Raw genomic sequence first — 15,775 nt, 5'->3', positions numbered from 1 at the left:
TAAAGGTGGGATTTTTTTGGTTTCAGGAAAGCATCGCAAGACATATGCAAGAATTAGTAAGAAAGCAATTAGACACAATTTGCAAAATGAACAGGCTAGAATAGGAGATGAGTGCAAATTATTTGCAGTTGTCAAAGCAGATGGCTATGGACATGGAGCTGTTGAAATTGCGAAAATCGCGAGAGATAGTGGGGTATCTGGATTTTGTGTTGCGCTATTAGATGAGGCGTTGGAGTTAAGAAAGGCTGGAATTACTGAGCCAATCTTGATTTTAGGAATAGTTGATGTAGAATTTGTTCCTATCATAGCAGCTGAAGATTTAAGTGTGACTGTAAGTAGCTTAGAATGGTTAAAAGAAGCCGAGCAGAGATTAGTGCAACAAACTAAAGCCTTACGTATTCACTTAGCATTAGACACGGGTATGGGAAGAATTGGTTTTAGAACCGTTTCAGAACTAACAGAAGCAGAAAATTATGTGACTAATTCTGAATTAATTGAATTTGAAGGTATTTTTACACATTTTGCCACAGCAGATGAAGCGGATGAAACGCAATTTAATCGTCAGCTAAAACAGTTCAATAAGTTGATAAGTTGTTTAAGCAATAAGCCACAATTTGTACATGCTGCAAATAGTGCAACGGCGCTATGGCATCAACAAATACCAACAAACTTGATTCGTTACGGAATCGCTATGTATGGTTTAAATCCATCTGGAACAACTTTGAAAGCACCGATTTCTTTAGAACCTGCTATGGAACTGATTAGTGAATTGGTGCATGTTAAGGAAATACAACCAGGAGATACAGTTAGCTACGGAGCCACTTACGAAGCAAGCGATTGTGAGTGGGTAGGAACGATTCCAATTGGTTATGCGGATGGATGGCGGAGAAGTTTACAAGGACAAACTGTCCTGGTTGATGGGCAACGTTGTGAAATCATTGGACGTGTGTGTATGGATCAATGTATGATCCGTTTGCCAAAAGAATATCCTGTAGGGACGACCGTTGTCTTAGTTGGGAAAAGTGGAAATGATCAAGTAACGATGGAAGAGTTAGCAGAATATTTAGGCACAATTAATTATGAAATCATATGTGGTATCGCTTTAAGAGTACCTCGAATTTATGTTTAATTTGTGAACAGAATTTCTGATAAATTTTACATATGCCAAATAATTCAAAAAGGACTATTTAAAAGTTTTATTTTTCATGGTACCATAAAACGAAAGCTATAAAATTTAACTTAGCATTGTTTGGAGGTATGGATCATGGAGAATAAAAAAATAGAATCATTAGAAATTAAATTAGATGGCTTAATTTATCAAGAAATCCAAGAATATTGTGCAAAATATTCAGCCGATGAAACGGAATTTGTCAACGCTGTAATGATTCGCTTTTTTAAAGAAAATAAAAAAAATCATGATACCATGCGCAAAGGATACGCAGAAATGTCTGAAATCAATCTGGATATTTGTAATGAATTTGAAGGTTGTGAAAAAGACGTAAGTTCAAAGTTTGAACGAGGTATCTAGGGAGGAAAAGCCTATGGTAAAACGGGGAGAAGTTTATTTCGCAGACTTATCACCGGTAGTTGGATCGGAACAAGGCGGAATGCGCCCAGTTTTAATCATCCAAAACAATGTTGGAAATCATTATAGTCCAACGGTTATTGTTGCAGCTATCACTGCAAAAATTCAAAAAGCAAAAATGCCTACACATGTTGAGGTATCAGCTGAAAATCATGGTTTAGAAAGAGATTCAGTTATCCTATTAGAGCAAATTAGAACAATTGACAAACAACGACTAAAAGATAAAGTGACCCAAATTGATTTTCAATTAATGCAAAAGGTTGATGAAGCTTTGGAAATTAGTGTGGGACTTACAGGAAGTGTTTGATACTTATATAAAATCATCTGTCTAAAGGCAGATGATTTTTTTTCATTATATGCTATACTATTCAAGAGCTTGTCTCATAAACGTGGTTCATTCATACCATCCCACGAAAAAAAACTAGGAGGAAATAGTAGTGAAAACAAAAACATTAGTCACAAATGCTATTGTTGCGGCATTGTATGTTGCGATAACAGCAGTACTGGCTCCGTTATCTTTTGGAGCAGTTCAACTAAGATTTGCTGAGATGTTCAATCATCTAGTGGTCTTTAATAAAAAATATATTGTTGGAATCGTATCTGGAGTATGTATCTCAAATTTATTTTTTTCATCTCTTGGCGTTTATGATTTGGTTTTTGGAGTTGGTCAGTCGTTGGTTGCCTTGCTGCTTACTAGCGGATTGATTCGTAAAGCAAAAGTAGAGAATGTATGGTTAAAGATGATTATTAATACGATAGTCTTCAGTCTGACGATGGCGATTATTGCGTGGGAGCTTGTTTTAGTATTTGGGTTGCCATTTTGGGCTACTTATTTAACGACTGGAATTGGTGAAATGATTGTGTTAGTTCTTACAATGCCAGTTATGAAAGCATTAAATACTTATGTAGATTTTAACCGTAGAATTGAAAAATAAAAAAATCCCCCACTAAATAGGAGAAATGACTCTTAGTTTAGTGGAGGATTTTTTTAATAGCTAATTTAAATGTTTTAAATCTTCAATCTCAACGACTCTAAAACCACGTTTATCAAGATGCTCGATAATTTGATCGCGTTTTTCTTCTTCAACGCCAGCTGGCAAGGTAATCATTGTGCGACGGACTAAATCATCTTGCTCAACGTCAAGTGTAATGCAACTTGCAATGGTACAATATTTATTGATGATTTTAGTCATATTACTTAAATCGCCTTTTAAACCAGAAGAAGCAATAGTTAAAACATAACTACCTACTTTAACATTCCAAGATTGTTGGAGCATGTTTAAAAGAGAACTATGGGTTAAGATTCCATAAAAGCGATTTTCTTCATCCAATACAGAAATATAAGGCAATTCTTTGATTGTAAAGAACACTTTAAAGAATGAAGAATCAACAGAAATGAATTTAGTCGCATTTTTAAGCAAATGAGTAACAGGTAAACTCATATCTCCGCCATTCGCTTTATGACGGTAAATGTGCATTTTATAAATATTACCTCGGAAAATAGTTCCGGTTTCGTCAAGAATTGGAATACAACGGTAACCAGAATTTTCCAAAATTTCAATAGCTTCTTGAAGAGTAACGGTTTCCTTAACAGTCGTTAATTTTTTCTTAGGAATACAAAGTGATTTTATTAACATCATCGTATCCTCCTTTATAATTTAATGAGTTGATGAAAAGGCTCTACTCCTTTGATAATACCATATAAAGAGCTAGAGTAAAATGTTTTCAACTAGATTTGCAAAGAAATATAAAACTTTTTTTCATTAAAAGCTTGTGTCTTGTAGAGTAGAATTTTATAATAGAACAAGTTTCTAAATAAATTCTTTTAAAATATAGTATAAATAAGAAAGTAGGCTTTTATATGGCACGAAATGAAATGATGTATCGTCCAGTTGTAAATGAAGATGTTTTAGAGTTTATTCGAAAACAACAAAAACCACTTGCAGGAGAGCTTGGCGAAATAGAAAGAACCGCAAATGCTAACGGAGTTCCAATTATTCCACACGAAACAGTAGTATTCTTAAACTTATTACTAGGACAATTGAAACCAAAAAATATTTTAGAAATCGGAGCAGCAATCGGATTTTCATCTAGTCTAATGGCTCAACATGTTGGAGAGGACGGACACGTTACAACAATTGATCGTTTTGATGTGATGATTAATAAAGCAAAGGCAAACTATGAAAAATTAGGTTTAACGGACAAAGTTACTTTATTAGAAGGACAAGCTTCGGATATCCTACCTACTTTAGGAGGACCGTACGATTTTATTTTTATGGATAGTGCGAAATCAAAATACTATGATTTCTTTCCGGAATGTATGCGCCTGTTGAAAGTGGGAGGAATGTTGATTGTAGACGATGTTTTACAAGGTGGAACAATTTTACTTCCGAAAGAAGAGATACCAAAACGCTCAAGAGCAATTCATAGAAAACTAAATGCTTTTTTAGATGTAGTAATGAAACATGAAGCCCTAGAAAGTAGTATTTTACCACTTGGAGACGGTTTATTGATGATTGTTAAAAAAGATAACACGGATTTTTCATATTTAATTGAATAAAAAAAGAGTAAAAAGACTGTTTATACAAAAAAACAGTCTTTTTAATTTAGGTAAAAACCTGTTAATTAACAGGTTTCCAATGAAATATACAAAAAAACAAAAAAATGTATAAAAAAGTGTTGACGAAGTGGTGAAATCTTGGTATATTATTACATGTCGCTAGGACGTAACAACAACTTAGCGAAAAAGAAAATAAAAAAAGTTGTTGACACAAACTTCTAAACGTGCTAATATATAGAAGTTGTCAAAACAACAACGAAACAACTTAGACCTTTGAAAACTGAACAAAGTAAGACGAACCAAATGTGTAGGGTCTCTTGACTAGGTCAAGAGAAACAAACAAAATAGTGAATAATTATTCGCTAGCAATCAAAAATGAGCATAAGACTTCGGTCTTAATCATAACTTTTATATGAGAGTTTGATCCTGGCTCAGGACGAACGCTGGCGGCATGCCTAATACATGCAAGTCGAACGCACGAAGTTGAAAAGCTTGCTTTTCGACCAAGTGAGTGGCGGACGGGTGAGTAACACGTGGGTAACCTGCCCATAAGAGGGGGATAACATTCGGAAACGGATGCTAATACCGCATATTTCAAGTGACCGCATGGTCGCTTGATGAAAGGTGGCTTCGGCTACCACTTATGGATGGACCCGCGGTGCATTAGTTAGTTGGTGAGGTAATGGCTCACCAAGACCATGATGCATAGCCGACCTGAGAGGGTGATCGGCCACACTGGGACTGAGACACGGCCCAGACTCCTACGGGAGGCAGCAGTAGGGAATCTTCCGCAATGGACGAAAGTCTGACGGAGCAATGCCGCGTGAGTGAAGAAGGTTTTCGGATCGTAAAACTCTGTTGTTAGAGAAGAACAAGGATGAGAGTAACTGCTCATCCCCTGACGGTATCTAACCAGAAAGCCACGGCTAACTACGTGCCAGCAGCCGCGGTAATACGTAGGTGGCAAGCGTTGTCCGGATTTATTGGGCGTAAAGCGAGCGCAGGCGGTTCTTTAAGTCTGATGTGAAAGCCCCCGGCTCAACCGGGGAGGGTCATTGGAAACTGGAGAACTTGAGTGCAGAAGAGGAGAGTGGAATTCCATGTGTAGCGGTGAAATGCGTAGATATATGGAGGAACACCAGTGGCGAAGGCGACTCTCTGGTCTGTAACTGACGCTGAGGCTCGAAAGCGTGGGGAGCAAACAGGATTAGATACCCTGGTAGTCCACGCTGTAAACGATGAGTGCTAAGTGTTGGAGGGTTTCCGCCCTTCAGTGCTGCAGCTAACGCATTAAGCACTCCGCCTGGGGAGTACGACCGCAAGGTTGAAACTCAAAGGAATTGACGGGGACCCGCACAAGCGGTGGAGCATGTGGTTTAATTCGAAGCAACGCGAAGAACCTTACCAGGTCTTGACATCCTTTGACCACTCGAGAGATCGAGCTTTCCCTTCGGGGACAAAGTGACAGGTGGTGCATGGTTGTCGTCAGCTCGTGTCGTGAGATGTTGGGTTAAGTCCCGCAACGAGCGCAACCCTTATTACTAGTTGCCAGCATTCAGTTGGGCACTCTAGTGAGACTGCCGGTGACAAACCGGAGGAAGGTGGGGATGACGTCAAATCATCATGCCCCTTATGACCTGGGCTACACACGTGCTACAATGGATGGTACAACGAGTCGCGAAGTCGTGAGGCCAAGCTAATCTCTTAAAGCCATTCTCAGTTCGGATTGTAGGCTGCAACTCGCCTACATGAAGCCGGAATCGCTAGTAATCGCGGATCAGAACGCCGCGGTGAATACGTTCCCGGGTCTTGTACACACCGCCCGTCACACCACGAGAGTTTGTAACACCCGAAGCCGGTGAGGTAACCTTTTAGGAGCCAGCCGTCTAAGGTGGGATAGATAATTGGGGTGAAGTCGTAACAAGGTAGCCGTATCGGAAGGTGCGGCTGGATCACCTCCTTTCTAAGGAATATTACGGAAACCCCACACATTCGTCATTACTTTGTTCAGTTTTGAGAGGTCTAATCTTCTCAACTGAAATTTGTTCTTTGAAAACTGGATATTGTAAGAAAGCAATTTATGAAAAAAGAAACAATGTATACACCGCGTTTTAAATGAGTTTTTTAACGTTCTTATCGTAAGATAAAACGTATTAACGACAATTTTGAGTAATCAAAATAGGTTAAGTTAATAAGGGCGCACGGTGGATGCCTTGGCACTAGGAGCCGAAGAAGGACGGGACTAACTCCGATATGCTTTGGGGAGCTGTAAGTAAGCTTTGATCCAAAGATTTCCGAATGGGGGAACCCAGCATCTTTTATAGGATGTTACTACTAACTGAATACATAGGTTAGTAGAGGTAGACGCAGAGAACTGAAACATCTAAGTACCTGCAGGAAGAGAAAGAAAATTCGATTCCCTGAGTAGCGGCGAGCGAAACGGGAAGAGCCCAAACCAAAGAGCTTGCTCTTTGGGGTTGTAGGACACGACATTAAGAGTCATAAATGAATTTTGTAGAAGAAGCGACTTGGAAAGGTCCGCCGAAGAGGGTAAAAGCCCCGTATTTGAAACAAAGTTCACTCTGTTGTGTATCCTGAGTACGGCGGAACACGAGAAATTCCGTCGGAATCCGCGGGGACCATCCCGCAAGGCTAAATACTCCCTAGTGACCGATAGTGAACCAGTACCGTGAGGGAAAGGTGAAAAGAACCCCGGAAGGGGAGTGAAAGAGTACCTGAAACCGTGTGCTTACAAATAGTTAGAGCCCGTTAATGGGTGATAGCGTGCCTTTTGTAGAATGAACCGGCGAGTTACGATTACATGCGAGGTTAAGTTGATAAGACGGAGCCGCAGCGAAAGCGAGTCTGAATAGGGCGAATGAGTATGTGGTCGTAGACCCGAAACCAAGTGACCTACCCATGTCCAGGTTGAAGGTGCGGTAATACGCACTGGAGGACCGAACCCACGTATGTTGAAAAATGCGGGGATGAGGTGTGGGTAGCGGAGAAATTCCAATCGAACTTGGAGATAGCTGGTTCTCTCCGAAATAGCTTTAGGGCTAGCCTCGGAATTAAGAATCATGGAGGTAGAGCCACTGTTTGGACTAGGGGCCCTTCTAGGGTTACCGAATTCAGATAAACTCCGAATGCCATTGATTTATATCCGGGAGTCAGACTGCGAGTGATAAGATCCGTAGTCGAAAGGGAAACAGCCCAGACCACCAGCTAAGGTCCCAAAGTTACTGTTAAGTGGAAAAGGATGTGGGGTTGCTTAGACAACTAGGATGTTGGCTCAGAAGCAGCCATCATTTAAAGAGTGCGTAATAGCTCACTAGTCGAGTGACCCTGCGCCGAAAATTTACCGGGGCTAAACAGTACACCGAAGCTGTGGATAGAACCTTAGGGTTCTATGGTAGGAGAGCGTTCTAAGGGCGTTGAAGCTAGATCGTGAGGACTAGTGGAGCGCTTAGAAGTGAGAATGCCGGTATGAGTAGCGAAAGACGGGTGAGAATCCCGTCCACCGTATGACTAAGGTTTCCTGGGGAAGGCTCGTCCTCCCAGGGTTAGTCGGGACCTAAGCCGAGGCCGATAGGCGTAGGCGATGGACAACAGGTTGATATTCCTGTACCAGTTTGTTTTGTTTGAACAATGGAGGGACGCAGTAGGCTAAGGAATGCGCGCTGTTGGATATGCGCGTCTAAGCAATAAGTCTTGAAGTGAGTTAAATGCTTGCTACTATAAGGACAAGTTGTGATGGGGAGGGAACTAATAGTACCGAAGTTCCTGATGTCACACTGCCAAGAAAAGCTTCTAGTTAGAAACAATCTGCCCGTACCGCAAACCGACACAGGTAGTCGAGGAGAGTATCCTAAGGTGTGCGAGAGAACTCTCGTTAAGGAACTCGGCAAAATGACCCCGTAACTTCGGGAGAAGGGGTGCTGACCAATTGGTCAGCCGCAGTGAATAGGCCCAGGCGACTGTTTATCAAAAACACAGGTCTCTGCAAAATCGTAAGATGACGTATAGGGGCTGACGCCTGCCCGGTGCTGGAAGGTTAAGAGGATGGGTTAGCTTCGGCGAAGCTCAGAATTGAAGCCCCAGTAAACGGCGGCCGTAACTATAACGGTCCTAAGGTAGCGAAATTCCTTGTCGGGTAAGTTCCGACCCGCACGAAAGGCGTAACGATCTGGGCACTGTCTCAACGAGAGACTCGGTGAAATTATAGTACCTGTGAAGATGCAGGTTACCCGCGACAGGACGGAAAGACCCCATGGAGCTTTACTGCAGTTTGATATTGAGTGTTTGTACAGCTTGTACAGGATAGGTAGGAGCCATAGAAGCCGGGACGCCAGTCTCGGTGGAGGCATTGGTGGGATACTACCCTTGCTGTATGACCACTCTAACCCTCACCACTAATCGTGGTGGGAGACAGTGTCAGACGGGCAGTTTGACTGGGGCGGTCGCCTCCTAAAGAGTAACGGAGGCGCCCAAAGGTTCCCTCAGAATGGTTGGAAATCATTCGTAGAGTGTAAAGGCAGAAGGGAGCTTGACTGCGAGACCTACAAGTCGAGCAGGGACGAAAGTCGGGCTTAGTGATCCGGTGGTTCCGCATGGAAGGGCCATCGCTCAACGGATAAAAGCTACCCTGGGGATAACAGGCTTATCTCCCCCAAGAGTCCACATCGACGGGGAGGTTTGGCACCTCGATGTCGGCTCATCGCATCCTGGGGCTGTAGTCGGTCCCAAGGGTTGGGCTGTTCGCCCATTAAAGCGGTACGCGAGCTGGGTTCAGAACGTCGTGAGACAGTTCGGTCCCTATCCGTCGCGGGCGTAGGAAATTTGAGAGGAGCTGTCCTTAGTACGAGAGGACCGGGATGGACACACCGCTGGTGTACCAGTTGTTCTGCCAAGAGCATCGCTGGGTAGCTATGTGTGGAAGGGATAAACGCTGAAAGCATCTAAGCGTGAAGCCCCCCTCGAGATGAGATTTCCCATTGCTTCGGCAAGTAAGACCCCTGAGAGATGATCAGGTAGATAGGTTGGAAGTGGAAGTACAGCGATGTATGGAGCGGACCAATACTAATCGGTCGAGGACTTAACCAAATAAATGGTGGAACACATGAATCAAAAAGTAAATTGTGCTTACAATATCCAGTTTTGAGAGAACGAAGTTGTCTCAACTAAATAAGAAGTGTGGTGGCGACAGCGAGAAGGATACACCTGTTCCCATGCCGAACACAGAAGTTAAGCTTCTCAGCGCCGATAGTAGTTAGGGGTTTCCCCTTGTGAGGGTAGGACGTTGCCACGCTTTTTTTATAATTATTCCGCAATAGCTCAGTTGGTAGTAGCGCATGACTGTTAATCATGATGTCGTAGGTTCGAGTCCTACTTGCGGAGTATTTTTTTTTATCCAAATTTTAGGTCGCCGCTTTAGCTCAGTCGGTAGAGCACTTCCATGGTAAGGAAGGGGTCGCCGGTTCAAATCCGGCAAGTGGCTTAATAATTCTATGTTTCTTATAAAAAGGAGCCTATAAGGCTCTTTTTTTATGCATTATTGGTCAAATTGTATAAATAGTGGTAAACTAATTGTAACAAATAGTAAAGGATGTGTTTACATGGAGTTTGAGAAATCAGAAAATCGCTTTTATAAGAACGACGAGACAGGTAAAATGATTGCAGAAGTTACCTATGTACCAACAGGTGAAAATAAGGTTATTTTAGATCATACTTTTGTAGATCCTTCATTAAGAGGACAGGGAATAGCAAGTCAACTTGTAAAACGCGTAGTTGATGAAATGCGTTCTGAAGGTAAGAAAATTGTTCCTTTGTGTCCGTATGCTAAAGCTGAATTTGAACGTAAGCCTGAATATAAAGACATTGAAGCTTAATTTTTGATAAGCGTCTAAATTAAAAAAGAAGCCATTACTCGTAACTCTAGTAATGGCTTCTTTTTGATTATTCTTTTAAGTGGTAACTATAAATTGAAACGATGATATTTTCTTTTGACATCAGTGCTGCTCGTAAACGTAAACTAGTTTGATTATGAAGAATGTGTTGCCAAGGTTTTTTAGGAACAAATTGAGGAATTAAGACAGTTGTAGTGTAACCTTGTTTACTAGATTTTTTCTGAACTAATTTTACAAATCTCAAGACTGGAGCAATGATGGTTCTGTATGAAGAATGTAAATTTACTAGACGAACATCGGGGTATTTTTCTCGAAATTCAGTAGCAAATTCTTCTTCCTTTTCAGGGTTTTCATCAAAAGAAACATGCATCGCAATTATGTTGTCACCGATACTTTTGGCATAATTTAGTGCTTCATTGGTTACTTGCGTAACGTTACTGATTAAAACAACAACGGTATTCCCTTTATAACTGACGGGTACAGACTGTTCAATGCGAAGTTGTAACGCAATTTTTTTGTAATGATCATGAATTTTATAGAAGATATAAAGCATGATAGGCATGATAACGAAAAATGGCCAAATTTCTGATAAACGGTAAAATAATAAAATTGCAAAAATTGAGAAGGAGATTAAAGCTCCAACAATATTTGAAATAGATTTGACCATCCATCCTTTAGGGCGCTCACGATTCCATTTAATGATCATACCAGTTTGTGATAAGGTAAATGGTACAAATACCCCTACTGCATATAAAGGGATTAGACGGGATGTTTCCCCGTTAAAAATGGATATCAAGATGATGGAACCAAGTGATAAGGTAATGATTCCATTTGAATAGCCAAGACGATCGCCTTTGGCTAAGTACATATGAGGCATGAATTTATCTTTTGCTAAATTAAAAGCCAGCACTGGAAAAGCAGAAAAACCAGTATTTGCAGCTAAGGCTAAAATAAATGCTGTAGAAAATTGTAATAAATAGAAGAAAATTCCTTGTCCAAAAATTGCCGTTCCAATTTGAGAAAGAACAGTAACTTTTTCTGTTGGAACAATTCCATACCAATAGTTTAAAAATGTAATACCAGCAAAGAAGAATCCTAAGATTCCACCCATTAAAGCTAACGTACCAGCAGCATTTTTTGCTTGAGGAGCTTTAAAAAAAGGAACGGCATTGCTAATGGCTTCGACTCCGGTTAAAGAAGACGAACCCGAAGAAAATGCCCTAAGTAATAGACCTAATGTAACTCCAGGAACAACTGCACCAATCGTTGCAGTTGCATGGAAAGGAGCTAATCCAAGAATAATTTTACCAATACCAACAACAATCAATATTGTAATAACTGCTACAAATAAATAAACAGGAAACATTAGGAAGGAAGCTGATTCTCGCAAACCTCTTAAGTTCATTGCGGTGATTAAAAAGACAATAATAATAGCAATTGGTACTTTGTAATGGTAGAGCATTGGCAGAGCGGACGTAATTGCCTCTGTCCCAGCAGATACACTAACAGCAACAGTCAGCATGTAATCTACTAATAAAGAGCCTCCAGCGATTAAGCCAGCAGTTTGTCCTAGATTTTCACTAGAAACCATATAGGCCCCACCACCATGAGGATAAGCATGGATAATTTGTCGATATGAAAGAACAAGTGCTAATAATAAAATTAAAACAAATCCAGCTATTGGAATGGAATACCATATAGCAGCTGTCGAAAGAGCCGCTAAAACCAAAACGATTTGTTCGGTTCCATATGCAATAGAAGACAGTGCATCAGAAGAAAGAAGAGCAAGAGCTTTAAATTTCCCTAACTTTTGATCTCCTTCTTCAGAAGATTTTAAAGGTTTTCCAATTAAATAACGTTTAATCACACTCCACATTTTAGTTAACTCCTTATTGTTTTATTAGATATAAATTTACCCTCACAAACAAGTGATTATATACCTGTTTTTAGCTATTATCAAGTACTAATTTCTAATGAAGAAAAAGAAAATTTTAATAAAAATAAAAATCAGGTTTATTAAGCTAAAATTTCAATAAAAATAGCACATTATATATAAGAATAAGTATCTAAAAGCTAACAAAAATTAATGAAGAAGTCAAAGGATTCAATTAAAATGGAAATAATGAAAAAAGTACTTTACAAATGTGTCATTTCTTTATATAATAAATCTTGTGCTTATGGCCCGTTGGTCAAGCGGTTAAGACACCGCCCTTTCACGGCGGTATCACGGGTTCGATTCCCGTACGGGTCATAAAAAGAGTCAAGTTTATTCTTGACTCTTTTTTTGTTTATTACATGAGGAACCTGACGATCCTATCATATATTTTTTTGGAAAGATTTCTATCTAATAGAGAGAAATCAAGTGAATTAATTTTATGGCCAGTAGTTTATGTATAAACTATCACTTTTTGATGATTAAATTAATTTTAATTCATAAAAACTGCCTAAAAGGTATTGCCAATTTTTCAAATCTATATTATAATAATGAAGTTGTTACGAAATGTGGCAACAAAGAAATCAATCCATTTATCTATTTTGAAAATTGGTGTTGACATGAGATTGTTAATCCTGTTATAATAACTTTCGTTGAGTTAATTGATTAACAAGACTTCTCTAAATGGAGGGGTAGCGAAGTGGCTAAACGCGGCGGACTGTAAATCCGCTCCTTTGGGTTCGGCAGTTCGAATCTGCCCCCCTCCACCATTATTGGGCTATCGCCAAGCGGTAAGGCAACAGACTTTGACTCTGTTATGCGTTGGTTCGAATCCAGCTAGCCCAGTCTCTACAATATTTATATTTTATGTAATAGATATGTAGAATGAATTAAATAATTTGTGTGGTATCGATAGCAAGAAGGATACACCTGTTTCCATGCCGAACACAGTAGTTAAGTTTCTTTGCGCCGATAGTAGTTAGGGGTTTCCCCTTGTGAGGGTAGGACGTTGCCATGCAGTTATATTGAGTCATTAGCTCAGTTGGTAGAGCATCTGACTTTTAATCAGAGGGTCGTAGGTTCGAATCCTACATGACTCATTAAGCATTTATAACAAATTGTTATAAATGCTTTTTTTGTATTTTTATACATAGTCAACTACTATTAAGGATTTCTTTAGTAATCCTTAATAAGAACATGGTATAATTAAAATTCCGTTAGTAAAATAATTTTAAAGTTAAGAAACTAAAGAATGGAGTTTTGAAATGTTAATGAAGAAAATGCAACAATTAAATAAAAAACAACTTGTTAGCTTTTTAATGCCGTTGTTCATTTTGGTACCGATTTTTATTAGTAAAGGAATTGTCCCTTTTGGAGATGCCAATTTATTAGTAAGTGACCTTGGGACACAATACGTGCCATTTTTTGCGCAATTAAAAACAATATTTTTTGGAGAGGGTAGTCTGCTTTATTCTTTTTCTAGTGGAATGGGAGATTCATTTTTACCGTTGGCAGCCTATTATTTAATGAGTCCATTTAATCTTATTTTTTTATTTGTCTCACAAACGTATCTTTCAACAGCAGTTACATATGTTCTTTTCTTGAAAATTGCTTGTATGTCTGGCAGTATGTACTATTATTTACGAAAAACATATCATAGAAATGACTTTTCTCAACTTTTTTTTGCAATGATTTATGCACTCTCTGGTTATGTTGGAATTTATATGTACAATATTATGTGGATGGATGCGCTAATTTTTCTTCCGTTGCTTGCACTGGGAATTCAATGGTTAGTTGATGAAGGAAGAACTGTATTTTATTGTTTAATTCTATTTAGTACGATTTTTACAAATTATTATTTAGGCTATATGACCTGTATTTTTGCATTGATGTATTTTATTTATTGGACAGTCGTTCGAACAAACTATCAATCTTGGAAAGAATATATTTCGATTAATAAATCCAATTGGATAAAATTTATGGGGTATTCGTTGATTGGAGCAGGGTTAAATGGAGTGATATTAGCTCCAGCCGTTTTTGGTATGTTAAAGACGGGGAAATCTGTGATTGATTGGCATATTTTTCTGCCTACTCCATTATTTGGTTTAGAAATATTTACTCAATTAGGAATTGATCATACAAATTTCCAAACTAGATTAGAACATCTTCCTAGTTTTTTTGTGGGGAGTTTTGTTTTGATCTTAGCAATCGCTTTTTTCTTTTTGAAAAAGGTATCTAAAAAAGATAAATGGGGTAATTTTACTTTAATAGGCTTTATTTTCTTGAGTTTTTGGTTACAGCTATTTAATACGATTTGGCATATGTTTCAAGAAACAGCAGGTTTTCCTTATCGTAATTCTTATATGTTGAGTTTTTTATTGATTAAACTGGCTTACGAAACTTGGCTTAAACGTGATGAGATTCCTGCCAGTTTGATTGGGAAAATTTGTTTTTCTTTAATTGTCTTATTGGGAATTGGGTATTTTTATAGCAACTATTTTTCAACTGTTGGAGAAAAACTGGATAGTAGATTATTTTGGATATCCATTTTATTTATAAGTATCAATGGCTGCTTAATTGGATGGTCAAAATTAAGTGAACGAAAGCAAATTCTACTTTTTTTAATTGTGGCAGTGGAAATAGGTGTTAATTTTGAACAAATGCTAAGAGCAACACCATTTGAAAGTGAGTCTCGTTTTAGGTCAGATATGATAGAATTGACGAATTTAATTGATCCCATAAATGAAAAAGATTCTGACTTATACCGAATGGATAATAGTATACAAGGAATTGATAATGGATATAATAGTAGTTTTTTATACAATTATCATAGTACACCTTACTATAGTTCAACATTAAATGATTCCCTAAGGAAAACACTTGAAAATTTAGGTTTGAATAGTAAAAATGAACGCCGAATTAGCAGTGTTGGGCAAACAGAATTGCTTGATTATCTATTTAATGTTCGATACAAGATTAGCGAAGAGGAATCAGGTAACGCAGTGATTCATAGAATTCATGAAGCTTACCCGACGAGTTTAGGCTATGTAGTTCCTGAAGAAATTAAATCTGTTCATTTTATGACTAAATCACCCTTTGAAAATCAAAATAAAATTACGGCTAATTTGACAAAAAATGGGGAAGAAATTTTTAAGCCTGTTGTTGTTAAAAAAGAAACTAACAATGCATATCGTTTTACTGCTGAGAACGATGGTACAGCGTATTTGTATTTGCCAAATAACAAAATGGAAACCATCGAAGTTTATATGAATAATCGATTAATTGCCCCTAAAGTAGCGATTCGTAATCAAGCGCTGCTTAATTTAGGAGAACTTAAAAAAGGAGAGTCAGCAAATTTAGTCTTCAAAACAAAGGATGAAATAAGTATTGATTCAACAAATATTCAAATTTTAGATGAAACTGTATTAAATCAGGTTAAAGATCAATTAACAAAGAAACGATGGATGATTACAGATTGGAAGGACAATCATATTAGAGCGACTGTCGACATTAAAGACAATGATAATTTATTGTATATGGCTATTCCGTATGATAAAAATTGGGTAGTTAAAGTTGATGGTAAGAAAATTAAAGCGGATCGTGTATTAGATGACTTTATGGGGATTTCTTTGTCAAAAGGCCCCCATCAAATTGAATTAAGCTTTATTCCAAAAGGCTTCTTATTTGGAAGTGTGATTAGTTTAATGTCCCTTATAAGTTTACTTTCTTTAGAGTTGTTTAAAAAAAAGAGAGGGGGATAAAAAAATAGGTTTTTTAAGTTGCATCTTCCC

At 38.5% G+C, this 15,775-nt stretch carries 9 protein-coding genes, 6 tRNA genes, 4 rRNA genes and 1 riboswitch; of the genes, 17 read left to right on the top strand and 2 right to left on the bottom strand.

The window, feature by feature from the left end:
* Positions 1-16 precede the first annotated feature (16 nt).
* The 4 genes from alr to BR52_RS08750 all read left to right on the top strand — a co-directional run bounded on the left by alr (position 17) and on the right by BR52_RS08750 (position 2,520).
* Positions 17-1,129 carry an alanine racemase gene (gene alr, locus BR52_RS08765; protein ID WP_034571587.1) on the top strand — a complete coding sequence of 371 codons (1,113 nt, stop codon included), beginning with the start codon at positions 17-19 and terminating at the stop codon, positions 1,127-1,129.
* 135 nt (positions 1,130-1,264) lie between these two features.
* Positions 1,265-1,528 carry a hypothetical protein gene (locus tag BR52_RS08760; RefSeq protein ID WP_034571584.1) on the top strand — a complete coding sequence of 88 codons (264 nt, stop codon included), beginning with the start codon at positions 1,265-1,267 and terminating at the stop codon, positions 1,526-1,528.
* A 13-nt stretch (positions 1,529-1,541) separates the two neighbouring features.
* Positions 1,542-1,892, top strand: a complete 351-nt coding sequence (locus BR52_RS08755) for a type II toxin-antitoxin system PemK/MazF family toxin (RefSeq protein WP_034571581.1) — start codon at positions 1,542-1,544, stop codon at positions 1,890-1,892.
* Positions 1,893-1,968: 76 nt separating this feature from the next.
* Positions 1,969-2,016: riboswitch (PreQ1 riboswitch) on the top strand.
* Between the two features lie 6 nt (positions 2,017-2,022).
* Complete coding sequence (locus BR52_RS08750; protein ID WP_034571578.1) at positions 2,023-2,520, top strand: QueT transporter family protein; 498 nt, start codon at positions 2,023-2,025, stop codon at positions 2,518-2,520.
* Positions 2,521-2,580: 60 nt separating this feature from the next.
* Here BR52_RS08750 and cbpA read toward each other — a convergent pair whose 3' ends face one another.
* A complete protein-coding gene (gene cbpA, locus BR52_RS08745; protein WP_034571575.1) occupies positions 2,581-3,222 on the bottom strand; it encodes a cyclic di-AMP binding protein CbpA in 642 nt (213 codons plus the stop codon).
* 224 nt (positions 3,223-3,446) lie between these two features.
* Here cbpA and BR52_RS08740 point away from each other — a divergent pair, with 224 nt between their 5' ends.
* The 7 genes from BR52_RS08740 (at position 3,447) to BR52_RS08710 (ending at position 10,033) form a co-directional block, all read left to right on the top strand.
* Positions 3,447-4,145: an O-methyltransferase gene (locus tag BR52_RS08740; RefSeq protein WP_034571571.1), complete on the top strand. Its 699-nt coding sequence runs from the start codon at positions 3,447-3,449 to the stop codon at positions 4,143-4,145.
* Positions 4,146-4,553: 408 nt separating this feature from the next.
* Positions 4,554-6,108: ribosomal RNA gene (locus BR52_RS08735) — 16S ribosomal RNA — on the top strand.
* 218 nt (positions 6,109-6,326) lie between these two features.
* Positions 6,327-9,248, top strand: a 23S ribosomal RNA gene (locus BR52_RS08730).
* 89 nt (positions 9,249-9,337) lie between these two features.
* Positions 9,338-9,453, top strand: a 5S ribosomal RNA gene (rrf, locus tag BR52_RS08725).
* The 16S, 23S and 5S rRNA genes sit together here with 2 tRNA genes alongside, the layout of an rRNA operon.
* A 15-nt stretch (positions 9,454-9,468) precedes the next feature.
* Positions 9,469-9,542, top strand: a tRNA-Asn gene (locus tag BR52_RS08720).
* A gap of 27 nt (positions 9,543-9,569) precedes the next feature.
* Positions 9,570-9,642: transfer RNA gene (locus tag BR52_RS08715), tRNA-Thr, on the top strand.
* Positions 9,643-9,760: 118 nt separating this feature from the next.
* A complete protein-coding gene (locus BR52_RS08710; protein ID WP_034571568.1) occupies positions 9,761-10,033 on the top strand; it encodes a GNAT family N-acetyltransferase in 273 nt (90 codons plus the stop codon).
* Positions 10,034-10,100: 67 nt separating this feature from the next.
* Here the strand turns inward: BR52_RS08710 and BR52_RS08705 are convergent, their stop codons facing one another.
* A complete protein-coding gene (locus BR52_RS08705; RefSeq protein ID WP_034571565.1) occupies positions 10,101-11,927 on the bottom strand; it encodes an APC family permease in 1,827 nt (608 codons plus the stop codon).
* Between the two features lie 303 nt (positions 11,928-12,230).
* Here BR52_RS08705 and BR52_RS08700 point away from each other — a divergent pair.
* From BR52_RS08700 to BR52_RS08675, 6 genes are all read left to right on the top strand, one after another.
* Positions 12,231-12,302, top strand: a tRNA-Glu gene (locus tag BR52_RS08700).
* Positions 12,303-12,670: 368 nt separating this feature from the next.
* Positions 12,671-12,754 (top strand) — tRNA-Tyr (locus BR52_RS08695).
* A gap of 4 nt (positions 12,755-12,758) precedes the next feature.
* Positions 12,759-12,830 (top strand) — tRNA-Gln (locus BR52_RS08690).
* A 56-nt stretch (positions 12,831-12,886) separates the two neighbouring features.
* A 5S ribosomal RNA gene (rrf, locus tag BR52_RS08685) occupies positions 12,887-13,002 on the top strand.
* Between the two features lie 9 nt (positions 13,003-13,011).
* Positions 13,012-13,084 (top strand) — tRNA-Lys (locus BR52_RS08680).
* A gap of 165 nt (positions 13,085-13,249) precedes the next feature.
* Positions 13,250-15,745 (top strand): YfhO family protein, encoded by a 2,496-nt coding sequence (locus tag BR52_RS08675; protein WP_034571562.1) that lies wholly within the window; start codon positions 13,250-13,252, stop codon positions 15,743-15,745.
* The last annotated feature ends 30 nt before the right edge of the window (positions 15,746-15,775 follow it).

Source organism: Carnobacterium divergens DSM 20623, from assembly GCF_000744255.1.
In the GTDB taxonomy this organism is placed as follows: Bacteria; Bacillota; Bacilli; order Lactobacillales; family Carnobacteriaceae; genus Carnobacterium; species Carnobacterium divergens.
Note: the sequence above shows the minus strand (reverse complement) of the source record. Positions and strands in the feature narration are given on the sequence as shown.